The sequence below is a fragment of the Streptomyces sp. NRRL S-1022 genome (assembly GCF_000720135.1).
Taxonomy (GTDB): Bacteria; Actinomycetota; Actinomycetes; order Streptomycetales; family Streptomycetaceae; genus Streptomyces.
On the sequence record NZ_JOIU01000042.1, the window covers coordinates 1 to 25,095 of the forward strand.

The following is a 25,095-nucleotide window of genomic DNA, read 5'->3' on the forward strand; positions in this document are numbered from 1 at the left end:
CCCACGGCGAGCTCTCCACACTCAGGTTGAACGCTCGACTTCTACTGCAGACACGGCAGTCAGCGGCGATCCACCTCATTGTGTTAGCCCCTGTAAGGGATCTGGCGTTTTGCCTGGTCAGGGATGTCATGCCTGGTCAGTGGGGGGTGTGCCCTGTAGTGGTTTTCTTGATCGGTTGTGCGTTGTCGTCGGGTTGGGTGCACGGTTCGGGGAGGGCGAGGGTGCGGTTAGAGGTGCGGATTGATTCGGCTGCGGGGGAGTTGCGGTCGCTGCAGGGTTGGTTGCGTGCGGATCCTAAGGTGCGCCGGTCGGCCGCGATCGAGGTAGGGGGTGGTGTGCCTGGGCCGGGGGAGATGGGCACCGGCCTTGATGTGCTGCAGCTGGTGACGGGCAATGGGTGGAGTGCGGCGTCGTTCGTGCTGGCGTTGGTGGCGTGGCGGCAGTCTCGGCCGAAGCGGCCGCGGGTGGAGGTCTGCCGGGGGGATACGACCGTCGTTCTCACCGACTGTTCCGAGGAGGAGATCGAACGGGCGGTCCGGGCGCTGGAGGCGGCCGATGCTGATGAGGGTGTCGGTCAGTGAGCGTGCTGCCTGATCCGGGGGCCTCGCGGGCGGTCCTGGTGGGCACGGGCCGCTATGAGCATCTGGAGCAGTTGCCAGCCGTGACGAATAATCTGCGGGCATTCGCTGATCTCCTGCGTGGCCCGCTGTCGCTGCAACTGCCCGCCCAGCATGTGACCGTCGTGGAGAATCCGCACCGCACCGCCCGCACCGCCTGCCCGGTGCGCCGCGCGGTGCACAACCGGCACCCGAACACAGCCGGCCCCACCACCGCGCCCGCCGCCCGCCACCGCGCCTGCGCCACGACGGCCTCCCGGCCGGTGCTGATCTTCGGATCGTCCACGGTGAACCCCGGCAGCGCCCGCGCCAGCACTTCCGGCCCCATCCCGCACAGCTCGGCGAGCACACCCCGCCCGGCATCGTTGAGGACGACCTCCGCATCGGCGCGCACACCCCCGCCCTCATGCCGCACGGGAGAGTTGCGGCACGTCCACAGCCGCAGCACGCCCGCGGCCGGCAGGCTGTAACGCGCCGCCGCCCGATGGATCAGGGACAGGTCAGCTCCCCGGCCGGCGGCACAATCCGTAACGCCCCTGCTCCCACATGTTCTCCTCATGCCACGCCTACCGTCATGCCCCCCACCCGGGCCGGTGCCCCATCATGATCAGGCGCCCACCTGCGCAGCCAGGGCAGATGCCTGCACCGCGGGCACAGGTGTGCAGTGCGGCGCACACCGAGCCCTGGCCACCAGCGCCGCTGCTGCTCACCACCTGGTGCGCTGACATGCCGACCCGACCAGAGCTCGGTTCCTGACGGCCGGGATGCGGTGCTGACCGCCTGACCCGAACCGGCGCGAACGCCGACCGGCACAGGGAACCGCCCGGCCTATTCCTCCCCGGTCCGCAGGAGGGTGCCGTTGGCCCCCGGGGCGTAGGTGCGACGCGCATTCTTCTCGATCTTGCGCGTGACTTCCTCATCCAGGTCCACGCCCTGCATCTGGGCAAGCCCCACCAGGTAGAGGAACACATCGGCCAGCTCTTCGCCCCGGTCGGGGAGCTGCTTGCGCCAGGCTGTGAAAGCTTCGCCGACCTCCGCCGTCAGGAGCCCGAACTCCATCGGCACATCGGTGATGTTGAATCCCTTGCTGAGTTTGTTCTCCCACGCGAGCCTCTGGGCCTCGGCGATGTCCACGGCAGTCCCCTGAGCAGTGCGATCCGCTGTCGTGGAGAACCTAACGAGAGCAGCGGGATGATAGGGGGGAGAACCACGTGAGTTCAGCCGAGCAGGCCGTCCGTGTACGGGCGGATGCCAGGCGGGTAAAGGGCTGACCCGGATCACGCATGCACGGGCTCGGGATCCCCCAGCTCCTTGGCCTGCTCTCTGGGCGGTGTGCTCCCGCCGCGCTACGACTCGGCGTATGTCTGATCGGAGTTGGGCCCAAGGCCTGTGGTGGAAGCGCCAAAGCCGACTCGTAGTCTTCCTCAGATGACCGACACTGACACGTCTGACGACCCACAGTGGACGCCTGCGCACAAGGCCGTGGAGACCAGCGACTACGAGGCGCTCACCGTTCTTCTTGCGTCCGGGACGGATCCTAACGAAAGGTGTTTCGGGCACACCTTGCTCACCCACGCCCTCGATGTCGAGGGCGACAGTCACCTGCAGACGGGATACCCGTGGAACACGGCGGCCACAGCCGTTCTGCTGGCATACGGCGCAGATCCTCAACTGCCCGCTGACGACGGGCAGACTCCCCTGCAGCTCGCTGAATACTACGGTCACGTCATGGCACAGGCACTGCTCATGCGTTTCATCTCTGCGCGCTAGCTTGCACCGCCGATGGGTGATCCGGGAGTCCTGCGCTCTCCGGGACACGATCGTGCGCGCCGGCCAGTGCTCCGAGACGGCTGCGCTGAGCGCGCACGGGCCACGGAAGTTGAGTCCAACCCCGTTCTCGCGTGCCGCAGCCAACCGGCCCTCCTGAACGAGCATTCACGAAGGTTCTTCTGCGTCAACGTGCAACCTTCCGACCCCACCAGTGGTCTCCTGTCGGTGGACCCCACGCGTCACTCGGGAGACTTTCAGTGAACGACGTGGGGCCCCGAGAACCAGCGGCCACGCACCCCGTGCGCCTGCCGATTGAGCCCCCTGCCTGCGCGATCACAAGGAGCCCGACACTCATGCCCGTCCGCACAACGGCTACGCTCGCCACCTTCGTGGTAGCGGGCCTCATCCCCCTCGCTCTGCCCACCGCGGCAGCGAGCGCCGCGCCCGCGCGGCACGGCGACGACTTCAACGGCGACGGGTACCGCGACTACGCGTACTCGAGCTTCAGCGCAAGAGGAGGCGGCGGCGTCACCGTGGTCTTCGGCACTGCCACCGGGCCCGGCCCCAAGCAGCAGCGCATCACTCAAGCGAGCCCCGGCGTGCCCGGATCCGACGAGGCCGACGACATGTTCGGCGAGGTGCGCGCCGCCGCGGATTTCGACGGCGACGGTTACGGCGACCTCGCGGTGGCAGCGACCGGCGAGAACCATTTTCAGGGCGCCGTGACGATCCTGTGGGGGTCCCCCTCCGGCCTGTCCACGGGTACGGCCCTGCCGAACAAGAACCCAGGTCGCAACAACTACATGGGCAAGGACCTGGCGACCGGCGACTTCAACGGGGACGGCAAGCAGGACCTGGCCGTCATCAACGAGTCCATGACCTACGTCTACCGCGGCCCCTTCAAGCGCACCGGTACCACCGGTACCGTGACCAAACTCGACAAGACGTCGTCCTTCTACGCCACCGCGCTGATCTCCGGCAAGGTCAACGGCGACAAGAAAACCGACCTCGCGATCATCGGTGACGTGGTCAGCCGCGAATACATCGCGTCCGACGTCTGGTTCATCAAGGGAGGCGCGAGGTCACTCACCCCAGGCAAAAGCCTCCGCCTGGAGTCGGAATCCGGCAACGGCGGCAGCTCCGAACGCGGCGGCGACGGTGTCATCGCCGACTTCAACAAGGACGGCTACGGCGACATCGCCGTCGGCACACCCCTGTACTCGAAGCACAAAGGCCGAGTCAGCGTCTGGTACGGCTCGTCCGCCGGCCCGTCCCGGAGCACCCGCCTCACCCAGTCGACCAGTGGCGTCACCGGATCTCCCGAGAATCGGGACGAATTCGGCTCATCCATTTCGGCGGGTGACGTCAACGGCGACGGCTACGCGGATCTCGCGGTCGGCGTGCCGGGTGAGGAGATCGATGACCACGAGTACGCGGGCGGCGTGCACATCTTCAAGGGGCGGGCGGGAGGCCTGACCGGTGCCGGCTCACAGTGGTTCGCCCGCAACACCCCAGGCGTACCGGGTGCCTTGATGGCCGACGACCAGTTCGGTGGCCTGGTACGGCTGCGCGACACCGACGGTGACGGAACGGCCGACCTGTACGTGAGCGGTGCCGACGCTCTGCGGCTGCCCGGTTCAGCCGGCGGCATCACCACCGCGGGCGCGACGGAATACCACGCGGCACCCATCGACAGCTTCCTGCAGTGATGTGGCGTAGCTGACTCGTGTGACTGCACCAGCTGCTCCCGGGCCTCGCTGATCAACTGCTCGATCGGGAGCGGTGTTCGGCGTCCACCGCGGCCCGCCACCGGGTGCCCGAGCCGCCCGACTGCTGCTCGGCCGCCATGACGCGCAGCTGGCCGGCCATCGTGGCGGCTGCTGCTCCCGCCTCAGCCGCCACGGACCGCCCCATCCCGGCGGCCCGGCCTCGCGGCGGCGGGCAACACATCAGCGCCCCGCGCCTGAGGCCGCGTCCCCGCGCTTGCCTGCCAGGCCAGCTTGGCCGTCATCGGCTCCAGCAGCCTGCGCCACCGTCACCACCTCCGGGAAGATCGCCGCATCCCGGCCCACGATCCGCCACCGCTCCAGATCCTTGCCCGCGTTGCCGCCCGCCAGCCGGTGCAGACGGTGCGGCCAGATCTCCTCCTCCTCCTCCTGCCAGTGCAGGGCCTCATCCCACCACCGGGCCACGGCCGCGTGCGCCAGGGCGAACACCTCACCGCTCTCCGCCCCGGCACGCCCGCCACACCCGCCCGCCGCCGCTGCGCGGCCACCACCTCGCAGGTCGAGGTGTTCCAGCGGTTGGTTGGCGTCCGCGTCAGCGACGCGGATCAGCTATCCGGCCAGTTTCACGGTCCGTAACGCCCTTGCTGCCACCGCCGTTTCCTGCTTCCTGTCTGTTGTGAGGCCGGTTCGGCTACAGCTCGAATTCCAGGTCGATCAGGTCGGTGAGTTCCACTTCGAGGCCCTGGGCGCGGCGGCCGCTGTCGCGGAAGTAGACCTCGCCCAGGGCCTCGGCGGCGATCTGGCGGAGCTGGTCCTCGGTGGCGCCGCCCTCCTGGGCCTCAGAGAGGCGGGCGGCGTGCTGTGGGGGCAGGGCGAGGGTGAGGTGGCGTACACGGGCATCGTCGGTGCTGCCGGGGGCGGCGGTGTAACCGAAACGGGCCTGGACGTCGATCATGATGCCGCCGGTGCTGGCCGCGGTCTGCTTGGCCTTGGCCCTGATCTGCGGCTGCCAGCGCACGCGAACTTCACGCTCCAGCCGGTCGGCAAGCTCCGGGCGGGGCTTTTTGATCTGGTTCTTCACGTACCGTTCGACGGTGCGCTGGCTGATGCCGAGCAGCTCGGCCACCCGCCGGGTGCTGCGCTGGTGCTGGCGGACCAGGTAACGCATCTGTGCCCCGGCGGACTTCGGGATCCCTGCCTGCTGGCGGCGATAAGGCGCTGCTGGGCGAGGTCACCTCCAACGGACTGCCGGGCCGTCTGCTGCAGGTCTTCCTGGACCTGCCCGCGGCCGCCGCCCTCACCCGCGTCAAGACCGTGCACGACGTGCGCCTCGCCGAGGGCAAGGCACGCCGCGCGGTGGCGGCCGCCGAAGCAGCGGAACGCGCATCCGAACGCGAACGCCTGGAAACCGAACTCGCCCAGGCCCGCGACGCACTGGCGGCTCTGCTGCCCGGGGACGGCGCGGACGCCTCCCTGACCGACCTGGCCAACGACGCGGTCCAGCTCGCCCGGGCGCTGGCCGACGCGCAGGACACGTGGGACGAGGCCTTGCGTGTCTTCCGTCAGGCGCGCACCGAACGCCAGCAGGCCACCAAGCTTCTCAACGACGTCACCGAAAGCGCCACCGCCCGCCTGCTCTTCCACGGTCTGAACCCGACCAGCTGCCCGCGCTGCGACCAGCAGATCGACGACGCGCGCCGCCAGCAGGAGCGGCACGCCCACACCTGCGCGGTGTGCGCGCGCGAGGTGACCGGAGACGACGAGGACCCGCAGGAGATCACCGCCGAGGCACAGCAGCGGCTGGAAACGAGCACGGCCGCCGAAGAGGCAGCCAAGCAGGCCCTGGAGCAGGCCGAGACCACCGTCGATGGCCTGACACGCCGGCTGGAAGGCGCGCAGCAGCAGCTGCGGCGTGCCCAGTCCGCCGCCGACCTCCCTGCGCGCCTTGCCGCACAGGAGAACGTGCTGCGGCTGGAAGGCGCACTCAGCGTCTTCCGCGAGCCCGAGGAACCGGCCCCCGACGAAACCGAGGCCAAGGCCATCAAGGTCCTGGCGGCCGCCGCCGACCTGCTGGAGAAGGACAGCAAGACGGCCGCCGAAGCGCTGTTCAAAGAGGTCAACGAAGAGACCGCCGACCTGGCGACCCTGTTCGGCGTCCCCTCCCTCAAGTCGGTGTCCATCGACCGCGGCGCCCGCCTGAAGATCTTCCCCGTCGGCAGCAAGCAGGAATGGTTCAAGGACCAGACCGCCGGCGCACGCCTGCGGCTGCGCATCGCCGTCGCCATCGCCCTGCTCCGGGTCGGCCGGGCAAACGGCGTATCTACCCACCCCGGCCTGCTGCTGATCGACAGCCCCAAGTCCGAGGAGATGCAGTCCGCCGACGCCCATAAGCTCTTCAAGGAACTGGCCACCGTCGCAGCCGAGAGCGACCTGCAGGTAGTCATCACCACCGCGGACTTCGACCTGGCCCGCGCAGCCCTGCCCGCCGACAGCATCCGGCAGGCCGAGCCCGGCGCTTCCCTCTGGTGATGCCGCACCCCACAGCACCCAGGAAAGGACGGCTGCCGTGCCGCAACTCGCCGACCGGCTGACCGATCTGGCCGCAGACGGCCAGCCCATCACCTTCCCTGCCCTCGGCCTCGCCCCCGACACCGTCGCCAGCCAGGCCGGCGACGTGGCCGCCGGTCCCTTCGCCCCCTACCTCGCCGAAGCCGTCGCCGACGCCTACAACCGCAGCGACACCCAATGGCAGCCCGCGGCCACCGTCTTCCCCACCGGACTCGCCGCACAGCACAGCGTCCTGCACCTCACCGCATCCATGGACGCCCTGCTCTGCAGTCCCGCGGCCGCCAAGGCGCTGGGCAAGCCCCTGACTGCAGCCCTGCTGGACGGACTGCCGGACCGCATCGAGGCCGCACCGCTCCTGGCCGCCGCGCGCCTCGAAGGCGCCGTACGCCTCGCCGTTGCGGAAGCGGTCACCCCCTTCAAGCTGTGGCAGACGCTCGAGGACGTGCCGACCGACGGCCCCGAAGACTTCCTCGAACGCCTGCCCCGACTCCTCGGCCTCACACTCGACCGCTGGGCAGACGAAGACACCATCGCCGATACGGTACGCACCCTGCTGCAGCAGCTCACCCACGACGAAGCCACCGACGTGGACGCGATGTTCGAACTCGGCTGCGACCTGCTGCGCCGCGCCTTGGCCTCCCCAGACATCGGCACCGTCACCACCCACCTCGTCCAGGCCCGCCAGCAGTTCGAGACCGCCGCCCAGGCCGAGGAAGCACGCCACGACGCCCTCACCTACGCAGCAGTCTGCGACGCCATCCTCGCCTTCGGCCGGGCAGACGCAGCAGCCATCAACCACGCCGCCGACCAGATCACCGACACCTTGGACCAGCGCCAGGCCTGGCTTCACCGCTCCCACCACCCCGAATGGCTCCAGCCGCGCCGCTCAGCAGAAATCGCCTGGCACCACCTCGTCCTCCAACTACGCGCCGCGGCCACCGCCCTCCAAGACGACGCCTGGATGGACGCCTGGCAAGCCCTGGACACGGTCCTCGCCGCCTACAGCGCCGCACGCACGGTCTGCCCCCTGGGAGCCGACACCGGCCAGGGCCTGGCCCTGCTGGTCCAGCCCGCGATCGAAGACGGCTTCCTGCGCCAGCAAGCTTTCCTGGCACAACTGCGCCGCGCCGCCCAGGAAACAGACCAGCACGCCGCCCGCGGCTTCGATACCGCAACCGCCAGCGCCCTGCTCACCGCGATCGAAACGGCAGTCCAGCGCGAGACGAGCCCTGCCGCCTCCTCCAACGCCACCGACGATGGCAGCGATGACGATGACCCCGGCGGAGCAGCCCTTGGCCGCCTGCAACGCCTGGCACCCACCCTGCTCCTCCAGCTTCGAGACCAAGCCCTGAGTATCGCCGGCACACTCGATGACCAGCGGCTCCTCCTACTGGAGGGCCTCGCTCACGACAGTGACGTCGCCCGGCTCAAAGCCACCGACCCGCTCATCGTGCCCACACTCGACCGGCTCGTGACCGAGCTGTCTGCCCATCCCTCGTTCACCGGGGAAGTCCGTCAGACTTTCTCCGTGCTGGTCGAGCAGACTCTCCTCTTCCTCAAGAGTCGAGCGGACCTCACCCGCACCAACCTGGTCGGCTCCACCAAGAAGGGCGAGCCGGCCCCCTTCGACTACCGGCGCAAACCTGAGGGAGACCGCAAGCCCGTCGAAGCCGACCTGCAACGCGACTTCCAGCAGTGGCTCCAGAAAGGACCCCTGCACAACGTCGTCTTCGTCGAACCCGTCGACGTGGGCATGGGCCGCGCCGACGTCATGGCGCACTTCGGCTCCCTGCGCTACCTCACCGAGATCAAACAGGACGCCACCGACAACGACTCCCAGTACCTCGAGAGCCGCTACCTCACCCAAGCCGCCGAATACAGCAACACCAACGCCCCGTTCGGACAACTCCTCGTCCTGGACCTCACCCCAAAGGACAGCACACAAGGCAACCTGCGCGTCAATGAGGTCGCCTGGACCACCACCCACCGGCCCCGCGGGGCCACAACAGACCGTGCCGTCGTCGTCGGCATCGTCGCCGGCAACCGCACCACGCCCTCTGCCTACTCCCGCAAGTAAGAGCAGCGCCGGGTCCTCGTGGCTGTGAGGTCGCGGGTTACTGGTCGGGGTGGACGGCTTGGACGCCGGTGCCCGCGTACGCCTTGGGCGTCAGGGTGAGCAGGTACCGGCCGCAGGGGTGGGCGGCGGAGGGGCGGGCGGCATGGATGGCGTGGACGGCGGCGAAGGAGTGCCCGAACCGCAGGAGTTCGGTGGCGGTGACCGCGGCGTCGGTGTCGAAGGCCTCGATCCGGATGAACCGCAGTCCCTTGATGTAGCCGAGCAGCCCGGGCCGTTCGGTGTCGCCGGCCAAGGAGAGCACCGGCGCGTACAGGTCACCGAGTCCGCCGGAGGCCTGGACGTAGAACGCGGCGACCGTCTCGTTGAACGGGTCCTTTGGGTCGTACAACGCTCCTGTGGTCGTGTGGTCCAGGACGACAGCGATCCCCGCCACTACGCGGCTGCCCGCGGGCTGTGCGCGGCGCCGCCCAGGCCCTCCAACAGGGCCTTCGCCTTCGCCTCGGCCTCGGGCTGTTGAGCCTTCAGGCCGTCCAGCTCTGGCGGGGTGGTCTGCAAGTAGGCCCGCCAGAACGCCTCTTCTATGGGGGACTCCAGCTCCGGGAAGAGGTCGACAACGCGCTTCAGCGCCTCCTGAGGTGTTGCGGCGACCACTGTGTGGGTGGCGCACTGGAACGCGAACCACAGGTACGGCTCGATCCGCCCACTGCACATCAGTCAACGGCGCACCCGGACAACGACCTGCTCATCCAAACGAAACTGCCTAGGCGTCGAGCGTCGTGAAGAGGCCGTTGAGGCCCTCCGCCAGCAACGGGTGTGTGAAGATCGCATCCGCCATGGCGGTGTACGGGAGCTTGCCTAGCATGGCGACCTGGATGATCGTCATGATCTCACCGCCTTCCACGCCGAGCACGGTGGCGCCGAGGATCTGCTGGGTACGCGCGTCGATGACGGCCTTCATGAAGCCGCGCGTCTCCCCTGTCTCAAGGGCCCTGACGACGGCGCTCATGGGCAGCTTGGCGACGCGGACCGAGCGGTTCTGCTCCCTGGCTTGCCGCTCGGTCATGCCGACGCGGCCGAGCTGCGGGTCGATGAACACGGTGTACGGGACGATCCGGTCCCGAGTGCTCGCCTTCTCTCCGTTGAGCAGGTTGGCGTGCAGGATCCGGTAATCGTCGTAGGACAGGTGGGTGAAGGCAGGTCCGCCCTTGACGTCCCCCATGGCGTAGACGCCGGGGACGGAGGTTTCCAGGTGCTCATTGACCTCGATGAAGCCGTTGTCACTCAGCCGGATGTCGGCCGCCGCCGGGGTGAGCGACTCTGTGTTGGGGACGCGGCCGATGGCCGCCAGTAGGTGGGAGCCCTCGATCTGCCGCTTGCCGTCCGGCGTGTGAACGGTCAGCCGCACCCGCCCGCCGTCTGCTTCCTCCACCTTTTCCGGCGTCGCCGAAGTCAGGACCGTGATCCCGTCATCGCGCAGGATGGCGGCGACCTCGTCGGAGATGTCGTCGTCCTCCCGCATCACCAGGCGCGGGCCGGTCTGGACGATGGTGACCTCGCTGCCGAACCGTCGGAACATCTGCCCGAACTCCAGGCCGATGTAGCCTCCGCCGAGGATGATCAGATGCTCAGGGAGCGTGCCCAGCTCCATGATCGACGTCGAGTCCAGGACCGGGACGTTCTGTGCTCCGCTGATCGTCAGGGGCTTGGGCCTGGTGCCCGTGTCGATGACGATCACCGGCGCGCCGATCTCCTGTGTCCCGCCGTCCCTCAGGGCGACCTCGACGGTCTTCGGCCCGGTGAAACGGCCCTCGCCTTCGATCACGTCGAGCCCTTCCGTCGCCAGGCGGCTCGCGTAGTTCTCCCGTGCGCCCGCGACCATCGCCCGTTTGCGATCCCGCACGGCGGCGAGGTCGACCGACACCGGACCGGTCCGTACGCCGTACTCCGCGCCGCGCCGTGCCTGGTGGGCGATGCGCGCGCTGGCGACCATCGTCTTGGTCGGGGTGCATCCGGTGTTCACGCAGACGCCGCCGAGATGGTCGCGCTCGACGAGCGCCACCTTCTTGCCCGCCTTCGCCAGATCGAGGGGGAGGAACCGGCCACCCTGGCTGGTCCCGATCACAATCACGTCATAGATCGCCTCTGCCACGGTGTGATCGTAACCCAGTGTATTTATATGTGCGCATATAGTTGTCGGTGTGCCGACCGGTGAGATGGTCGGGCCGCGGTCAGGGGCGGGAGAAGATCGGGATGGCAGCGTGGGGCAATGCCCGATCTACTGACAAGGTCGCCCCCGGCCCGTTCCGTCCGGCGCGGTGGCCCCCGAACCGAGGACACCGACACCCCGGCGCAGAGTGACCACCGGCTGGACCTGGGCATTCGGCCAGTCGTACGGAGTGGCAGCTGACCTCGGAGAACACTGGTCCGCCGGGGCGATCGATCCGCAGCTCGGACGGGAAACGTTCGTCGTGCTGGGCCGCGAGCCGCGCTTTGACGAGATGGGCCGGTTGTACACCGCGTACCTGTGGTGTCTGCCGGAGAACATCGGGTCTTGAAGGAATATCGCGTCCTGGATGGTGGTCGGGGAAACCTTGCAACGGATGGCCGAGGCCGGGTCACGCTAGGTCTGGTGTCCGGCACGATCGAAGGGGCGGCCAGGATCAACATCGAACCTGGCAATCTTGGCCGGTACTTCGTCTTCAGCGCCTAGGGCTCCGATTCCCCGGACCGGGTAGAAGTCGCATGGCTGGCGATAGCCAGGCCTGTCCGGCTGCACCGACGGGAGCTGCCACGCGCCGAGGTGTACGTCGTCGGGGACACTTCCTGTGACATCGAGGCGGCACACGCGGGGAACGCGACCGCCATCGGGCTCGCCACCGGACGTTACCGAACCAGAGTTGCGGGATGCGAAGGCCGGCCATGTGTTGGCCTCTCTGATGTCAGGTAACGTCGCACGTGCGGCCACGCAACAGGGTTTCCCCTGTCAGAGATACGCCGCCATACGTCGGCTTTTCGACTCTCTCCAGTGGCTCCTGGATCAGATGAAGTCGGTTGCTTGGACTACTTCCGCAGACTGTGACAGTCACCCGGGCGGGTCTGCCGTACGAGGCATCTGAGGCTTATGCAACCGGATCGGACCGCAGTGGGTGGAGGTTGGCACACCGGCGGTCCGGGATGTTCGCCGGTAAAGAGGGAGGCGCTCGGTGGATAGCGGACTCTCGATCGTGTTCGCCTTGCTGGCGGCCGCCAGCAACGCGTTGGCGACGGTGCTGCAGCGGCGTGCGGCACGCACCGTCCCGGTCTCGGACCACTTGTGCGGCTCGCGGTTGCGCTGCTGCACCGGCCGGGCCTGGCTCGGCGGCATGGCGGGGGTCGTAGGCGCAGCCGTCTTCCAGGCAGTGGCGTTGTCGTTGGGCGCTCTGTCGGTGGTCCAGCCACTCTTCGTGCTCGAACTGCCCTTTGCCCTGCTGATCGGTGGCCTGGTACTGGGCCGTCGACTGTCCCGCCGGTGCTGGGCAGGGGTGGTGTTCATCGTCGCCGGGCTGGGCGTGGCACTCGCCGCAGCTGCGCCGACCCCCGGCACCGGCCAGCCGTCTCTGGGCCCGTGGGTGCTGGTCTTGATCTGTTGCTCCGCCGCGATTGCCACCCTGGTCGGGGCGGCGCTGCGTCGGCCGGCAGGTGGTCCACGGGCCGCAGGGTTCGCGGCGGCGTCCGCGATCGGTATGCGCTCACGGCAGCCCTGATCAAGGATGCCACCCAGGCCTGGCAGGTCGGTGGCGTTGAAGGATTCTTCCTGGCCTGGCAGACCTACGGTTTCGCCGTAACAGGTGTGTGCTCGCTGTTCCTGCTGGAGAACGCCATGCAGTCGGGTCCCATCACCGCCTCGCAGCTGGCCCTGACCCTGGGAGATGCACTGGTGAGCCTGTCCCTGGGCGTCACGCTCTACGCGGAGCACGTGCGTGAGCGGATGGTGGGTCATCCCGGAGGTGCTGGGCGCGGTAGTGGTCTTCTGTGGCGCTTTGATGCTGACCAGCCAACCGCTCGCCCAGTCCGTGGTGTCGGGCCAGTCGAACCGGCCTGCCACCGGCACAAACGTCGGCGGCGGCACGGAGGCCCACGACCGAGATTCGTTTGCCACGACCGAGCCGGGTACCGGATTGCCGACACCGGACGAGGCAGAGCCTGGGGCGGAGCCGGCGAGGGCTGATGACGTCGGAGTACGGGGACACAGGAATCCTGGCGATTCTCGGTGAGGAAGGGCGGAGGTGGCCTGAGGGGTGAAGGCGCGGTCTCAGGATGCCGATGCGGCGCCTCGAGGCGCGATCTCAGGGTCACTCCGACGCATGCGGCCACGATCGCCACGATGATCCCAAGCTGCTCGCGAGGTTCTGGCCGACCGAATCGGCGCCCAGACGACCACGTCGTAGGTGGTGGCTCCCTGGCCTTCGCGCGGTTCGTTCATTTGTTTCCTCGCATCACGCTTGGAGCTGCTCCCGAGCTGTAGGACGTCGGTCGAGCCTGTTCTTCACCCTCCCGTCGGGCCTGGAAGTCGGACCAGGCCAGGGGCCGTGGGTGATCAGTTGTGAGTGGGCGGGGTGACGACCGGCCATTCGTTATCGGTGTCGGCGACGAGGTTGAAGTAGTTGGTGAGGATGTTCAACGCCAGATTTCCCACAACCTCGGCAATCTCGGCGTCGGTGACACCGGCGGCCCGAGCCACTTTCAGCTGCCTCTCGTCGATGCTGCCGCGGTCGCGGGCGACGGCGACGGATAGGGCAAGCAGTGCGGCGGTGTGCGGGTCGGAGGACTCGGCATCGCGGGCCCGCTCCAGCTCCTCGGTGTCGACCTTAGCGACGTGCGCCCCTATGTAGGTGTGGGCGGACAGGCAGTACTCGCAGTTGTTGTACTGGGCGGTGGCGATCGCCAGCCGTTCACGGACGGGGGCAGGGATCACGCCCTCGCTAAGTGCACTGGACAGGGCCAGCCAGCCTTTGACCAGTGCGGGACTGTTAGCCATGGCCTTGACCATGTTCGGGACGGAGCCGAGGGTCTTGCGAACCTGGGCGAGAGCTTCGGCGGCGGCGCCGGTCGCCTCCGCGGGCTGGATCTGAGGAAGCCGTGACATGGGGCCCTCCATGGGCTGGGACGTCCGGGGTTTCCCGGGCTGGAACGGTTCGCCGATGGGCGGCCCAACTCGCCGCCCGCACAAGTCGGAAGTGCATCCGTGTGGCGTACGGATCATGTAACCGCGAGGTGTGCGCATTTCCTCCCCCGCTGCCATACGCCTCACGAAGAGCGGTCATAAGCACACCTTCTGACCGCGGCCCCGGCCGCCGGTGCCCATGCGGCGCTCTGACGGCGAGCGGACTCTGAAGGAAAAACGGGGCCCTCGGATCCATCTGTGGTCGAGCCGCATCTCCAGAAGGCGCGAGCTTGGGGCTATAGAACGCGGACCACCCGCGCTCCCGTTCAACCCGTCACTGCGCCGGACGCTAAGTGGGCAGAGACTTCGACACGAATGAAGGTTTGGTTTATGACAGCCAAAAGTAGGGACGATCGCGGTCAGGAATTCCCTGATGAGGTCAGTCATTGGAATGCTGAACGGCTCTGAGGTCGGCTTGCCGGAAACCGGAAGGCGCTTGAGAGTTGGCAACAAATATTTCGTACCCAGTGACTGCGGGGCCGTCCCGGTCCTGCGGAAAGGTGCTTCTCATGCAGTTCGAGAATCAGACCGCTCTCGTCACCGGCAGCACGTCCGGCATCGGTCGTGAGACGGCTCTCCTGCTGGCCGAGGACGGCGCGTTCGTCATTGTCTCCGGCCGCAATGCCGACAAGGGCGCTCAGACCGTCGCGGCCATCGAGACCGCGGGCGGCCAGGCCAGGTTCATCGCCGCAGACCTGAGCGATCTGGATTCGGTCCGGCACCTGGCCGACGAGGCCGGTGAGGTGGACATCCTGGTCAACAATGCCGGCGCCTACCCCTTCGCCCCCACCCTCGAACAGGGCCTGGACACCTTCGAGACCCTGCTCGACACCAACGTACGCGGCACGTACTTCCTCACCCAGGCACTGGCCGCGAAGATGGCGGCCAAGGGTTCCGGCAGCGTCGTCAGCGTCACCACGGTCGCCGGTCTGACCGGCATGGCCGGCACATCCGTCTACGGCGCCTCGAAGGCGGCCGTGGACTCCTTCACCCGCGCCTGGGCCGTCGAGTTCGGCAGGCGTGGAGTGCGCTTCAACGCCGTAGCCCCTGGCCACACGAACACCGACAACGTGGCCAACATGGTCGGCCAGGAGGACTTCGAGGCGCTGGGGGCGAAGGTGCCACTGGGACGCCTTGGCGCGGCACGCGAGATCGCCGAAGCCGTCGTCTTCCTCGCCTCGCCCCGCGCCGCCTACATCACCGGCGTCACCCTCCCCGTGGACGGCGGCTTCATGGCCCTGGGCCCCACCGACCGGTAAGCGACGTCAAGGCCCGTGAGGCCGTGGCGCGGCGGTTGGATCTGAAGCCCGCTGCGGCCTTGTGACGCCTCTCGGCGCATTGCGCGGCTCCTGCCTCCACCGCGGCGCACGTCGCGGCAGCCTGCCCTTCACGCGATCGGTATGACAGCGGCCGTAGCCTCCGGCACCGGACGTTATGGAGGCCATAAGCCAAGGCTGTGGCCGGTCGTGGATCCGGCCTTTTCGACGTGGTGCGATGGGGGCATGGAGTTGCGGGAGTTGCATGCCTTTGTGGCAGTGGTCGAGGAGGGCGGCTTCTCGGCCGCGGCCCGGCGGTTGCACGTCAGCCAGCCGGCGCTGTCCCAGACGGTCGGTGGTCTGGAGCGGGAGCTGCGGCTGAAGCTGCTGGTGCGCAGCAGCACTGGTGTGCGGCCCACGGATGCGGGCGTGGCCCTGCTCGGGGAGGCGCGTGCGCTGCTGGCCCGGCGTGATCAGGCATTGCGGATGATGGCCCGGTACACCGGTGGGGGCGGCGGTGTGCTGCGGATCGGCATTCCGCTGGAGTTCCCGTCGCGGCTGCTGAGTCCCGCGCTCACGGAGCTGGCCGAGGCCTGCCCCGACACCCGGGTGCAGGCCCAGCATTTGTCCACGTCCGGGCAGCTGGCCGCGCTGCACGCTGGCGAACTGGACCTGGGACTGCTGCGCGAGCGCCCCACCGGGCAGGAGTTCGACGCGATGCTGGTCAACAGGGAACGGCTGGGCGTCTTGCTGGCCGCGGACCAGGCGGCGGAGCTGTCCGGGCCGGAGGGGATCGCGCTGGACGCGCTGGCCCGGCTGGAATGGGTGGCTTTTCCACGCTCGGACAGCCCTGCCTGGTATGACGAGCTGACGGCGATCCTGCGCACCCACGGCCTCGACCTTGGTACTCAGGCGCCGGAGGGACAGCGGCTGATCGCCGAGGTGAAACTGGCAGCCGTCAGCGCCGGGCGGGCCTTCGCGCTGGCTCCGCCGGACTGGTCGCAGCCCATTCCCGAGGGCGTGGCGTGGCAGCCGCTGGCCGGGCACCCTCTCATCCGCCGGACGTGGGCGGTGTGGCCGGCGGATTCGAGGCGGCAGGATCTGGGACGCCTGATCGCCGCGTTCGAGCAGCCCACCACCGACTGATCTCCGCAGCGGCGAGGCGGCTGAGCGACGCGTTGAGCTCAGACGGCGGTGCGCCCGCCGTCGACGGGCAGGACCGCCCCCTGTACAAAGCTGCTCGCCCCATCGTCAGCGAGGTACACGATCGCCGCCGCGACCTCCGCAGCGGACGCCGGCCGTCCAGCGGGCGCCTGAGCGGCCAGGCTCTGCAGGTCCTCCTCGGCCTGAGCCGTGGTTTCGGTCCGGGTGGGACCGACCTGTACGGCGTTGACCCGCACTCCCTGTGGGCCGTACTCAGCTGCCCATGCCTTCGTCAGGAGGTTCACAGCTGCCTTGCTCGACCCGTACAACGCCATGCCCGAGAAACCGAGCGCGGCCGCGATGGTGCTGACGTTGACGATCGCTCCGCCGCCCCGGTCTGCCATGGCCGGGGCGAGTTCGGCCACGAGGTAGAACGGGACCTTGACGTTGAGTGCGTACACCGCGTCGAAGAGGGTTTCCTCCGTGTCCTTGGTCGGGCCAAAGGGGTAGATGCCCGCGTTGTTGACCAGGACGTCGACCCGGCCGGCGCCCAGCCCCAGGGCGTCGTGCGCCAGCCGTCGCACCGCCTGAGCGTCGCGCAGATCGGCACTCACGAAGTCCGCCTTCCCACCGTGCTCCCGGATCGCGCCGACCACGCTCTCGCCGCGGGCGGGATCACGGCCGGCCACCAGCACGTGCGCCCCGCGCTCGGCCAGCGCCTGCGCTGTGGCAGCGCCGATGCCGCTGGTCGCCCCGGTCACGAGCGCGACCTTCCCCCGCATGGATGCAGACGTCATGGCCGATTCCTTCCGTTGATGACGACATACGTGATCGGCGTACGGACAGGATCACGGCCGCTGCGTCGGGAATCACGCCACGCCCTCGGGAACGCACCGCCCGCTCAGAACGGCGCAGCGGGTACGGCCGCCGCACATCCACAGCATCACCAGCAACGGGGCCCCGCAACCGCTCCGGGCGCCAGGGCACCGGCCGGGAACGCTGGGGCTGTCGTGCAGTCAGCCGAATGGAATATCTGCCGACGGATTCTCCAGACGGCAGACGGCGAGCTTATACCGGTTATCGCGAGAGCCTATGGCCTTCATGGAATCCCTCCGGAGAAGCGAACGCTGTAACCGCTCGGCACCCAATACCGGGCCTGGCACCTGGCCGGAAAAGTCGGCAGCGGTGTCGAAGCCGGGTCCACATCTGGCAAGTAGCGAATTCCTAGACGGAGTGGAACAGAACCATGGGAATGTTGGACGGCAAGGTTGCTCTGATTACCGGGGGAACGTCCGGGATCGGCCGGGTCAGCGCGCGCCTGTTCGCACAGGAGGGGGCGAAGGTGGCGATCACCGGGCGCCGGGAGGATGCAGGCCGGGACGTGGTCGATGAGATCACGAGGGACGGTGGCGAGGCGCTGTTCGTCAAGGCTGATTCCACGGACTTCGGCGGCGCGCGCGCAGTGGTGCAGCAGGTCGTCGACTACTTCGGCCGCCTCGACGTGGCCTTCAACAACGCCGGCACCGCCGCGGTCGGCCCGTTGACCGAGCTGGACGAGAAGGCTTGGGACCACCTGATGGACGGCAATCTGAAGGGCACGTTCTTCTATCTGCAGGCCGAGGCCGATCAGATGAAGCGCCAGGGCGAGGGCGGGGCGATCGTCGTCAACGGATCGGTGTTCGCCGAACTCGGCACCCCGGGCATCTCCATCTACAGCGCCAGCAAGGGCGGCGTCGCCGCACTCGCCCGCGCGGCGGCGGTGGAGCTCGGGCCCGACGCGATCCGGGTCAACACCGTGAATCCGACCGTCATCCGCACACCGCTGACCGAGGGCGGCATCACGAAGAAGGAGGACGGCTCCGAGTACCACCCACACGGAGAGAACATCCCCCTCGGCCGCGTCGGCGAGGCGCACGAGGTCGCCCAGGTGGTTCTCTTCCTCCTGTCCGACCGGGCCTCCTTCGTCACCGGACAGTCGGTCATGGTGGACGGCGGACAGAGCGTCAACTGATCCGAGGCAAAGCGCTCCGTGTCCTGGACGACCAGGACACGGAGCGCTTTGCCGTCGGATCAGTCATCCCACGCACGCGCCGCCGTCGACGCGCAGGGTCTGGCCGGTGATGAACCCGGCGTCCTCGGAGAGCAGGAAGAAGACGGCGGCGGCGAGTTCCCAGGGCTGGGCCAGCCGACCGGCCGGGACACCGGCGAGGTAGCGAGCCTCACCGGGCGATCCGGGCGGGTTGTTCTCACGGAACAGCTCGCTCGGTCGGCCCGGGAGCAACCGAATTGACGGCGATCCCCGCATCGGCGAGCTCGCCCGCCCAGGCACGCGGGCAGAAGTCCAGTGCGGCCTTGGCGGGCGCCGTACGAGGCGCGCTCGGGCAGGCCGACGGTGACCAGGCTGGTGACGTTGACGATGCGTCCCCAGCGTTGCGCGGTCATGCCGGGCGGCACTGCCTGGGTCAGCTGTACGGCGGTGCGGACCGTCAGGTCGCAGACGGCCTGCAGGTCGTCCAGGTCGACGGCGGGCAGTGGGGAGGGGCGGACGATTCCGACGTTGTTGACCACGGTATCGACGGCCCCACCGCGCAGGACGGCGTCGAGGGTGTGCGCGGTGGCGGCGCGGTCGGCGAGGTCGACGGTGTAGAACTCGCCGGGGAACTCCGGTGGGGCCGAGCGGACCAGCCCGACGGGGCGGTGGCCGGCGGCATCCAGGCGGTCAGCCAGCGCGCGGCCGATGCCTCGTGAAGCGCCGGAGATCAGCACTCCTCTGGAAATCACGGCTTCGGGTCTCCTCGAGGCGTGTGCGGGCCGCATGGCTTCGCGCCGGACGGCGCCGCCGGGGATCTGCTTCCCGGCGGCGCCTTGGCGGGGCTGTGCGGGTGGGTTCAGTAGCCGGGGAACAGCGATCGGAGATCGTCGAGCGTGGCGGTGCCGGTAACCGTGACACCGTCTTGTGGCCTGTTGCGGCCGTAGACCAGCCGCAGCACCGCCTCGGCGGTGCCCGACACGGTTCCGGCCGGTTCGGCGGGCTCGCACGGGTAGATGTGCAGTTCAGTGTCCAGATCGAGCAGCAACATGCGCTGCGGGTCGGTGAGTTCCACCGCGAACTGGCGGGGGCCGAGCCGGGACAGGCTTTCCGCGTCCCGGAAGCGGGTGGCCACCAGGTCGAGGCGCGGCCACAGGAGTTCCACCTCCTGTGCGGGAATCGTCGAGGTCGGATCCAGGGCCACCGTGACGTCCCAGGCATGCACGGACTGTTCGGAGAGCCGGTATCCGGTGTAGTCGGCGAGGCCGAGCAGTCCCCTGAAGTACGGCACACGAAGACTTTCGCGTTGGTCGGTGGTGAGCCCGTCCAGCAGGTGCAGATGGCACGCGTCGGCTTCCTGCCAGGCGGCACGCTGGGCCGGCCCGGGCAGGGCGTCCCAGCGTTCCCACACGGGCAGGAGGTCTTCGCGCTGCGGGCCCCTCGTGTCGCCCTCAAGGCCGCGTTCCACCAGGGTGGTGCAGATCTCGGCAGCGCTGCCCAGGTGGGACAGGACCTGGGCGATGCTCCATCCGTCGGCGAAGGACGGTCGGGACAGGTCCTCGTCGGACAGGTTCCCGACAGCGGTGTTGAGCCGGTCCGAGCTGGCGTGCAGTGCCGCCAGCCAGTGTTCCAAGGGAGTCGTGTGCTGCATGGTCGCTCCCGTCGTCATGGCCGGCCTCTCAGCCCTGGTGGGCGAGATCGGCCGCGGTCAGACCCTCCAGGGCCATGCCGAGCTGGGTGCCTTCCGCGATCCGGCGGCTGATGCGCTGACGCAGGGTGACAGCCAGGTAGCGAGTCAGCAGCTGCGGCCTGGCGGCCAGGGCCTCGGCCAGCTCCTGGGCGCGGGGAAGAACTTTACCCAAAGGCAGCACCTCGGCCACCGCGCCCCAGCGTTCGGCCTGTTCGGCGGTGAAGGAGCCCTGGGTGAGGGCGAGATGGCGGGCGCGGTTCAGACCCACCGCCTCCTCCCAGACGATGTGGATGCCGTCGCCGGGAACGATCCCGAAGGTCAGGTGCGGGAAATCGCTGAAGACGGTGGTGTCGGCGGCCACGACGATGTCGGCGAGCAGGGCGTACTCGCTGTGTACCGAGGCCGGGCCGTTCACGGCGGCGACGATCGGCATCTCCAGGTCGGCCAGCCGCTGCATGACGCGGCGGCCCTCACTGAGGGTGCGGTCCCACTGGGCGGGCTTGGTGATGTCACCCAGGCTCGCGCCGTCGATGTCGGTCATGAAGCGGTCCCCGGTACCGGTGAGCACCAGCACCCGGTTCTCCCGGTCCTCACCGATTTCGTACAGCGCGCGGGGGAAGTCGGTGTGCAGCCGGCCGGTGAAGGTCGCGGGGCCCTGATCGGTATGGAACCGCAGGGTGAGCACCCCGGAGGGGGTCCGGCTCATCGCCAGGTCGGGGAAGGCAGTGAAATAGGCAGGGGTTCCGGGCGTCACGGTCTACTCCTTGGTCCGTGGACGCGTCCGGTGGGCGTCGCGTCCTTGCGCCCAGACAACCTCCCTGCCTGCCCGATCTGTACCCGGCGGTCAGACCCTCTACCGAGGACGGCCATAAGTGACTTTTCTGGCCGGGCCGGACTTCGATCAGGCGACGCTTGCTCCTGCACGGTGGTCGACTGGGTGACCACCGCGAGCGATCTTCCCTCGTTCCAGTCGGCACCTCGTGGCGAATGCACCGGACGAGTGCTGCGCGCGGGGTACGCCGGGCCGCCCGTCCAGTGCCTGGGCCGAGCCGGTGATGCCCCGGCGAACCCGGCCGTTGCCGCGGCCAGGGATGAGAGCCTGCCTGACTGCTACACGCGCCAGCCGACACACCGGCTCTTCGTCCGCAGGCCCGTAGCCACGCCTGGAATGAGAATCTGGCCCGTCAGACGCTTATACAGGCCAGACGGTGCGCGGCAGCGGATCGCGTTCCCCGTTGCGCGCTTTCTTGCGCACCGAGACCGGCGGCGCCGCCGCCCTGGTCGCCGCGGCGTATGCCGCACTCGTCTGGGCCAACGCGGCACCCTCGGTATACACGTCGGTCTGGGACACCCGCCTGTCTGTCCGCTTCGGAACGTACGGAATCTCCCTCGGCCTGCGCGCGTGGGTCAGCGGCCTGATGACGCTCTTCTTCTTCGTCGTCGGTCTCGAGGCCCGCCGTGAGTTCGACATGGGGGAACTACGCGAGCGCAAGCGGCTCGCGCTGCCCCTCGTCGCGGGGCTCAGCGGCATGCTCGTGCCCATCGCGCTCTACCTCGCCATCAACGCCGGCCACGGCAGCGAGCAGGGCTGGGGTGCGGCCATGTCCACCGACACCGCGTTCGCCCTGGGCGTGCTGGCCGTCGTGGGCCGCGGCATGCCGCCCGGACTGCGGGTCTTCATCCTCTTGCTGAGCGTGGTCGATGACCTTCTCGCCCTCGGCGTCATCGCCTCCGTCTACAGCGGCCGCATCACCGTGCCCCCACTCATCGTCGCCATCGGCGCTCTCGCACTCGTCCTGCTCGGACGGCTCGGCGTGCGCCACGGCAGCGTGTACGCGCTGCTGGGCGTCGTCGCCTGGGTCGCCCTGCTTGAGTCGGGCGTGGACCCGGTCGTGATCGGTCTCGCCCTGGGGCTGCTCACCTACGCCTACCCTGCCTCGCGCGCCGACCTGGAACACGCGAGCGGCCTGTTCCGGCTGTTCCGCGAGCAGCCCACACCGGAACTGGAGCGGTCCGTCCGCGCCGGCATCGCCTCGACTATCTCCCCCAACGACCGCCTGCAACGGATCTACCACCCTTGGACCAGCTACACGGTGGTCCCGCTGTTCGCCCTGGCCAACTCCGGCATCGAGATCACCGGAGGCCAACTGGCACGAGCCTTCACCTCGCCCGTCACCCTGGGCATCCTCATCGCCTACGTCGTGGGCAAGCCACTGGGCATCGTCGGAGCCTGTGCACTTGCCACGCTCGCCTCTCGCGGGCGGCTGCGCCTCCCGGTCGGCTGGGGAGCGGCAACCGCTGGCGGCGCACTGTGCGGGATCGGGTTCACCGTTTCCCTGCTCATCGCGACCCTCGCCTTCCACGGTGCACGCCTCGCCGAGGCCAAGCTCGGCATCCTCGCCACACTGGTCTGCTCCTTCCTGACAGCCCGGCTCGTCACCGCGGCGATCGACCTTCTGCCGCCTCCCCTGCGGCTCCGGGTCCTGTTCGGGAAGGCGGAGACGATCGTCGACCTGGCCGTGCCCGTCGACCCCGACCGCGATCACATCCGGGGGCCGCACCAGGCCCCCGTGACCGTCGTGGAGTACGGCGACTACGAATGTCCCTACTGCGGGCAGGCCGAGCCCGTCGTTCGTGAACTCCTCGCCGACTTCGGAGACGTGCGCTATGTGTGGCGCCACCTCCCCCTCACCGACGTGCACATCCATGCTCAACTCGCTGCCGAGGCCTCCGAAGCAGCAGCACGGCAGGGCCGCTTCTGGGACATGCACGACCTGCTGCTCAGCCATCAAGAAGCCCTCCGCATCGAGGACCTGCACGCCCACGCGGCTGCCGTCGGCCTGGACACCGAGCGCTTCGAACGAGACATGCGCGCCCACACCGGTGCAGTCCGCATCGCCGAGCACGTTGATTCAGCCGACCTCAGCAGCGTGGCCGGAACCCCCACCTTCTTCATCAATGGCCGCAGACACCACGGCGCCTACGACCTCACCAGTCTCACCGCCGCAGTCCGCGCCGCCCGCGAACGCGCCTCCGTCACCGCCTGAAGGACCACGGCAGAAGGACCTCGCCGCAACTCGGGCTGACACAGATCACAAGCCGCCATCCAACATGAACAAGACTCACCAACTGGATCACGACGACCTGCAGAAACCACCCACCGCACCCGCCAATTAACGTGAAAAGCCACAATTCGATGGCGCAGATGCGATCTCTCGGTTCTGGGGCGGTGGGGTGAGAGAAGTGGGGTTTGGGGGTGTTGTTGCTGGTCGGTGGCGGTTGCGAGGGGTGGGGCCACCGTCCTGGGCGTGAGGGAACCGTGGGGCATCGCTGTCCTGGGGCGTTATTGCATGAGGGTGACGCTTTCTCAGTTTCGTGAGTTCTGATCCGCTGGCCGGTGGGTGTTGGTGTGCTTGGGGGTGTGGATCAGGGAGAGCTGCGTCCGGCCTGCGTTGCGGGGGCCGGCGGTGCGTCGTCTGCTGGCTCTGCGGCGGGAGGGGAAGCTCACCACTGGGCAGGTGAGGTCGGCGGCGGACGTGCTGAGGGTGCGGGAGCGTGCGGTGTGGCGGTGGCTGGCGGCCGCCGAGCGGGACGAGGCTGCGGCCCGGGCACCGGGGGAGCGGGCCGTGTATCCCGGGAGGTCCGGGCTCTGCTGGGGTTGTGGAAGAGGAACGTCGCGGCGGTGCATCGTGAGCTGACTGCTCGCGCGGCCAGGGGCGAGGGGCAGCCGCCTCCGTCGATTCCGACGCTGCACCGGGCGATCCGCCGTGATCTGACGCCGGGGGAGCGGGCGGGGCTTGCGGGAGGGGAGCGGGCGGCGCGCAAGCACGATGTGTTTCTGGCCCGGCCGCGGGGCTGGCGTAACCCCAGCCGCGCCCCGGCAAACGCCCTTCCCGGCCAAAGGACGAAGTGCTGCTGAGCTTCGAGGACTTCACTTCCCAGCTTCTGGCCTGGACGCTCTCGTGGAACACCGAGCACCGCCCGGCGCCGCTTGGGGGCAGGACTCCGCTTGAGGCGTGGCAGGACGATCCCACCCCGCTGCGGGACGTGGCCGCGGCGGATTTGTGGACGTTCACCTTGGAGGATGCCGGCACCCGCACACTGACCACCCGCGGCGTCCGCTTCCCCAGACGCGACTATGTGGGCGCGTGGATGACCGGCCAAACCGGGATGCAGGTCCGTATCCGTTTCATGCCCCACCACGACCATCGCATCGAGGTCTACCACGCGGCCACCGGCCGCTACCTCGGCCCCGCGGACCTGGCCGATCAAGCAACCGAAGAGCAGCTCAGCGCGGTACGGCGGGCACGGGCCGCCCGCGCACGCCGTCTGAAGAAGGACCTCGAAGCTTCCCAGCGCGAGCGCTACGCCGCTGCGAACCAGCCCGAAGCACCCCGGCGGCTCGGCGGCTCGGCGCGCTGACCGGTGCGCAGGCCGAGGCCGAACTCGCCCAGACTACCGACTCCGACTTCGCGCAGCTGGCGCTGCCGGACCTCATCCCGCCCGTCGCGCCCCCGGCCGACTGGCGCACCCCGGCTTCCGTGGCCGCGCTGACCACGCCAGGCCCGCCCATCCGGTACCCGTACGGCCCTGACGGCACCTCCGCCCCGGACGGCCGCGACGGCCCGTCCGCACGGGCCGCAGACACTGATGAAGACGGAGACGCCTCGTGACCGCGGCCACCTACCAGTACGTCGACCTGCCCGACGCCTCCGTGGTCACCGCCCGCGCCCTGCTCACCGCCCGCGAGAACATTGGTGACACCGTCGCTGCCCGCGCGATGATGTGTATCCATGGCGGCGCCGGCTTCGGCAAGACCCTCGCTGTCAACACCTGCCTGTGGTCGTCGTGGGCCTGCAGGACCAGCCCGCCCAGGTACTGCGCCTGACCGGCGCTTATGACCTGCTGGTCGCCGCTCCTGCCGATACAGCCGGCGCCGCTGCCGCTTAAGCGGCGTGGACGCAGGTCACTGCGGTTGGGAACGCCCGCACGATGTGCCGAGTGCCGCTGCGAGG

At 68.9% G+C, this 25,095-nt stretch carries 27 protein-coding genes and 2 pseudogenes; 15 read left to right on the plus strand and 14 right to left on the minus strand.

The features are described from left to right. Nucleotides 1-581: effector-associated constant component EACC1 (locus IG05_RS49680; RefSeq protein ID WP_234336211.1), on the plus strand; the 581-nt coding region annotated here is incomplete at its 5' end. Further along, the gene (locus IG05_RS49685; RefSeq protein WP_078894816.1) at nucleotides 578-1,087 is read left to right on the plus strand and encodes a hypothetical protein; all 510 of its coding nucleotides are present in this window, start codon (nucleotides 578-580) and stop codon (nucleotides 1,085-1,087) included. The genes IG05_RS49680 and IG05_RS49685, both read left to right, overlap by 4 nt. 358 nt (nucleotides 1,088-1,445) lie before the next feature. Here the strand turns inward: IG05_RS49685 and IG05_RS0138480 are convergent, their stop codons facing one another. Then, nucleotides 1,446-1,751, minus strand: coding sequence for a MazG-like family protein (locus IG05_RS0138480; RefSeq protein WP_030348775.1), 306 nt, complete (start codon nucleotides 1,749-1,751; stop codon nucleotides 1,446-1,448). Between the two features lie 294 nt (nucleotides 1,752-2,045). On the opposite strand from IG05_RS0138480, the gene IG05_RS0138485 reads away from it, so the two are divergent. Both IG05_RS0138485 and IG05_RS0138490 read left to right on the plus strand, forming a co-directional pair. Beyond that, nucleotides 2,046-2,387 (plus strand): ankyrin repeat domain-containing protein, encoded by a 342-nt coding sequence (locus IG05_RS0138485; protein WP_030348776.1) that lies wholly within the window; start codon nucleotides 2,046-2,048, stop codon nucleotides 2,385-2,387. Nucleotides 2,388-2,740: 353 nt separating this feature from the next. Further along, on the plus strand, nucleotides 2,741-4,096 hold the full coding sequence (locus tag IG05_RS0138490; protein WP_037815590.1) for an FG-GAP and VCBS repeat-containing protein: 1,356 nt from the start codon (nucleotides 2,741-2,743) through the stop codon (nucleotides 4,094-4,096). 52 nt (nucleotides 4,097-4,148) lie between these two features. On the opposite strand, the gene IG05_RS48115 is transcribed toward IG05_RS0138490, so the two are convergent. The 3 genes from IG05_RS48115 to tpg form a co-directional block, all read right to left on the minus strand. Beyond that, nucleotides 4,149-4,289, minus strand: coding sequence for a hypothetical protein (locus IG05_RS48115; RefSeq protein WP_158839111.1), 141 nt, complete (start codon nucleotides 4,287-4,289; stop codon nucleotides 4,149-4,151). A gap of 47 nt (nucleotides 4,290-4,336) precedes the next feature. Continuing rightward, complete coding sequence (locus tag IG05_RS43985; protein WP_051790712.1) at nucleotides 4,337-4,603, minus strand: hypothetical protein; 267 nt, start codon at nucleotides 4,601-4,603, stop codon at nucleotides 4,337-4,339. Between the two features lie 202 nt (nucleotides 4,604-4,805). Further along, complete coding sequence (gene tpg, locus IG05_RS0138500; protein ID WP_234336213.1) at nucleotides 4,806-5,282, minus strand: telomere-protecting terminal protein Tpg; 477 nt, start codon at nucleotides 5,280-5,282, stop codon at nucleotides 4,806-4,808. 2 nt (nucleotides 5,283-5,284) lie between these two features. On the opposite strand from tpg, the gene IG05_RS0138505 reads away from it, so the two are divergent. Both IG05_RS0138505 and IG05_RS0138510 read left to right on the plus strand, forming a co-directional pair. After that, nucleotides 5,285-6,643: a hypothetical protein gene (locus tag IG05_RS0138505; RefSeq protein WP_030348779.1), complete on the plus strand. Its 1,359-nt coding sequence runs from the start codon at nucleotides 5,285-5,287 to the stop codon at nucleotides 6,641-6,643. A 37-nt stretch (nucleotides 6,644-6,680) separates the two neighbouring features. After that, nucleotides 6,681-8,759 carry a hypothetical protein gene (locus IG05_RS0138510; RefSeq protein WP_030348780.1) on the plus strand — a complete coding sequence of 693 codons (2,079 nt, stop codon included), beginning with the start codon at nucleotides 6,681-6,683 and terminating at the stop codon, nucleotides 8,757-8,759. A gap of 37 nt (nucleotides 8,760-8,796) precedes the next feature. On the opposite strand, the gene IG05_RS0138515 is transcribed toward IG05_RS0138510, so the two are convergent. Genes IG05_RS0138515 through IG05_RS0138525 form a run of 3 tightly spaced genes read right to left on the minus strand, consistent with a single transcriptional unit; the run spans nucleotide 8,797 to nucleotide 10,908 of the window. Then, the gene (locus IG05_RS0138515; protein WP_030348781.1) at nucleotides 8,797-9,192 is read right to left on the minus strand and encodes a hypothetical protein; all 396 of its coding nucleotides are present in this window, start codon (nucleotides 9,190-9,192) and stop codon (nucleotides 8,797-8,799) included. Continuing rightward, nucleotides 9,192-9,470: a hypothetical protein gene (locus IG05_RS0138520; RefSeq protein ID WP_030348782.1), complete on the minus strand. Its 279-nt coding sequence runs from the start codon at nucleotides 9,468-9,470 to the stop codon at nucleotides 9,192-9,194. The genes IG05_RS0138515 and IG05_RS0138520 overlap by 1 nt, the downstream gene beginning before the upstream one ends. A 49-nt stretch (nucleotides 9,471-9,519) precedes the next feature. After that, nucleotides 9,520-10,908, minus strand: coding sequence for a mercuric reductase (locus IG05_RS0138525; RefSeq protein ID WP_030348783.1), 1,389 nt, complete (start codon nucleotides 10,906-10,908; stop codon nucleotides 9,520-9,522). 205 nt (nucleotides 10,909-11,113) lie between these two features. Between IG05_RS0138525 and IG05_RS43990 the strand changes: the two genes are divergently transcribed. The 3 genes and pseudogenes from IG05_RS43990 to IG05_RS44175 form a co-directional block, all read left to right on the plus strand. Beyond that, entirely contained in the window at nucleotides 11,114-11,314 is a 201-nt protein-coding gene (locus tag IG05_RS43990; protein ID WP_051790717.1) for a hypothetical protein, read from the plus strand. A 245-nt stretch (nucleotides 11,315-11,559) separates the two neighbouring features. After that, entirely contained in the window at nucleotides 11,560-11,706 is a 147-nt protein-coding gene (locus IG05_RS50770) for an HAD hydrolase-like protein (RefSeq protein ID WP_158839112.1), read from the plus strand. Between the two features lie 256 nt (nucleotides 11,707-11,962). Further along, nucleotides 11,963-12,835: pseudogene (locus IG05_RS44175) on the plus strand (DMT family transporter); the annotation flags it as partial. A 500-nt stretch (nucleotides 12,836-13,335) separates the two neighbouring features. Here the strand turns inward: IG05_RS44175 and IG05_RS0138540 are convergent. Beyond that, complete coding sequence (locus tag IG05_RS0138540) at nucleotides 13,336-13,884, minus strand: carboxymuconolactone decarboxylase family protein (protein ID WP_030348784.1); 549 nt, start codon at nucleotides 13,882-13,884, stop codon at nucleotides 13,336-13,338. 587 nt (nucleotides 13,885-14,471) lie between these two features. On the opposite strand from IG05_RS0138540, the gene IG05_RS0138545 reads away from it, so the two are divergent. Both IG05_RS0138545 and IG05_RS0138550 read left to right on the plus strand, forming a co-directional pair. Next, complete coding sequence (locus IG05_RS0138545; protein WP_030348785.1) at nucleotides 14,472-15,221, plus strand: SDR family NAD(P)-dependent oxidoreductase; 750 nt, start codon at nucleotides 14,472-14,474, stop codon at nucleotides 15,219-15,221. Between the two features lie 243 nt (nucleotides 15,222-15,464). Then, nucleotides 15,465-16,364, plus strand: coding sequence for a LysR family transcriptional regulator (locus tag IG05_RS0138550; protein ID WP_030348786.1), 900 nt, complete (start codon nucleotides 15,465-15,467; stop codon nucleotides 16,362-16,364). A gap of 38 nt (nucleotides 16,365-16,402) precedes the next feature. Here IG05_RS0138550 and IG05_RS0138555 read toward each other — a convergent pair whose 3' ends face one another. After that, on the minus strand, nucleotides 16,403-17,158 hold the full coding sequence (locus IG05_RS0138555) for an SDR family NAD(P)-dependent oxidoreductase (RefSeq protein WP_234336214.1): 756 nt from the start codon (nucleotides 17,156-17,158) through the stop codon (nucleotides 16,403-16,405). 455 nt (nucleotides 17,159-17,613) lie between these two features. On the opposite strand from IG05_RS0138555, the gene IG05_RS0138560 reads away from it, so the two are divergent. Beyond that, nucleotides 17,614-18,372, plus strand: coding sequence for an SDR family NAD(P)-dependent oxidoreductase (locus IG05_RS0138560; protein WP_199808465.1), 759 nt, complete (start codon nucleotides 17,614-17,616; stop codon nucleotides 18,370-18,372). Between the two features lie 63 nt (nucleotides 18,373-18,435). Here IG05_RS0138560 and IG05_RS50775 read toward each other — a convergent pair whose 3' ends face one another. The 5 genes and pseudogenes from IG05_RS50775 to IG05_RS0138575 all read right to left on the minus strand — a co-directional run bounded on the left by IG05_RS50775 (nucleotide 18,436) and on the right by IG05_RS0138575 (nucleotide 20,834). Beyond that, nucleotides 18,436-18,642 (minus strand): SDR family oxidoreductase, encoded by a 207-nt coding sequence (locus IG05_RS50775; RefSeq protein WP_199808467.1) that lies wholly within the window; start codon nucleotides 18,640-18,642, stop codon nucleotides 18,436-18,438. Next, entirely contained in the window at nucleotides 18,608-18,706 is a 99-nt protein-coding gene (locus tag IG05_RS50780; protein ID WP_107051504.1) for a hypothetical protein, read from the minus strand. The genes IG05_RS50775 and IG05_RS50780 overlap by 35 nt, the downstream gene beginning before the upstream one ends. 73 nt (nucleotides 18,707-18,779) lie before the next feature. Beyond that, nucleotides 18,780-19,178, minus strand: a pseudogene (locus IG05_RS50785) (SDR family NAD(P)-dependent oxidoreductase); the annotation flags it as partial. 71 nt (nucleotides 19,179-19,249) lie between these two features. After that, nucleotides 19,250-20,041 carry a maleylpyruvate isomerase family mycothiol-dependent enzyme gene (locus tag IG05_RS0138570; protein ID WP_030348789.1) on the minus strand — a complete coding sequence of 264 codons (792 nt, stop codon included), beginning with the start codon at nucleotides 20,039-20,041 and terminating at the stop codon, nucleotides 19,250-19,252. A 28-nt stretch (nucleotides 20,042-20,069) separates the two neighbouring features. Further along, nucleotides 20,070-20,834, minus strand: a complete 765-nt coding sequence (locus IG05_RS0138575) for an enoyl-CoA hydratase/isomerase family protein (RefSeq protein WP_030348790.1) — start codon at nucleotides 20,832-20,834, stop codon at nucleotides 20,070-20,072. A 481-nt stretch (nucleotides 20,835-21,315) separates the two neighbouring features. On the opposite strand from IG05_RS0138575, the gene IG05_RS0138580 reads away from it, so the two are divergent. From IG05_RS0138580 to IG05_RS0138590, 3 genes are all read left to right on the plus strand, one after another. Continuing rightward, complete coding sequence (locus IG05_RS0138580) at nucleotides 21,316-23,127, plus strand: Na+/H+ antiporter NhaA (RefSeq protein WP_234336216.1); 1,812 nt, start codon at nucleotides 21,316-21,318, stop codon at nucleotides 23,125-23,127. An 862-nt stretch (nucleotides 23,128-23,989) separates the two neighbouring features. Continuing rightward, a complete protein-coding gene (locus IG05_RS49695) occupies nucleotides 23,990-24,502 on the plus strand; it encodes a Mu transposase C-terminal domain-containing protein (protein WP_234336218.1) in 513 nt (170 codons plus the stop codon). Between the two features lie 247 nt (nucleotides 24,503-24,749). After that, nucleotides 24,750-24,968, plus strand: a complete 219-nt coding sequence (locus IG05_RS0138590) for a hypothetical protein (RefSeq protein WP_030348792.1) — start codon at nucleotides 24,750-24,752, stop codon at nucleotides 24,966-24,968. The last annotated feature ends 127 nt before the right edge of the window (nucleotides 24,969-25,095 follow it).

Coding starts and splice junctions, on each gene's coding strand:
- IG05_RS0138540 (WP_030348784.1), bottom strand. CDS start 13,884: ATGTCACGGCTTCCTCAGATCCAGCCCGCGGAGGCGACCGGCGCCGCC.
- IG05_RS0138490 (WP_037815590.1), top strand. CDS start 2,741: ATGCCCGTCCGCACAACGGCTACGCTCGCCACCTTCGTGGTAGCGGGC.
- IG05_RS0138560 (WP_199808465.1), top strand. CDS start 17,614: ATGTTGGACGGCAAGGTTGCTCTGATTACCGGGGGAACGTCCGGGATC.
- IG05_RS0138570 (WP_030348789.1), bottom strand. CDS start 20,041: ATGCAGCACACGACTCCCTTGGAACACTGGCTGGCGGCACTGCACGCC.
- IG05_RS0138485 (WP_030348776.1), top strand. CDS start 2,046: ATGACCGACACTGACACGTCTGACGACCCACAGTGGACGCCTGCGCAC.
- IG05_RS0138520 (WP_030348782.1), bottom strand. CDS start 9,470: ATGTGCAGTGGGCGGATCGAGCCGTACCTGTGGTTCGCGTTCCAGTGC.
- IG05_RS0138555 (WP_234336214.1), bottom strand. CDS start 17,158: ATGACGTCTGCATCCATGCGGGGGAAGGTCGCGCTCGTGACCGGGGCG.
- IG05_RS0138545 (WP_030348785.1), top strand. CDS start 14,472: ATGCAGTTCGAGAATCAGACCGCTCTCGTCACCGGCAGCACGTCCGGC.
- tpg (WP_234336213.1), bottom strand. CDS start 5,282: ATGCGTTACCTGGTCCGCCAGCACCAGCGCAGCACCCGGCGGGTGGCC.
- IG05_RS0138550 (WP_030348786.1), top strand. CDS start 15,465: ATGGAGTTGCGGGAGTTGCATGCCTTTGTGGCAGTGGTCGAGGAGGGC.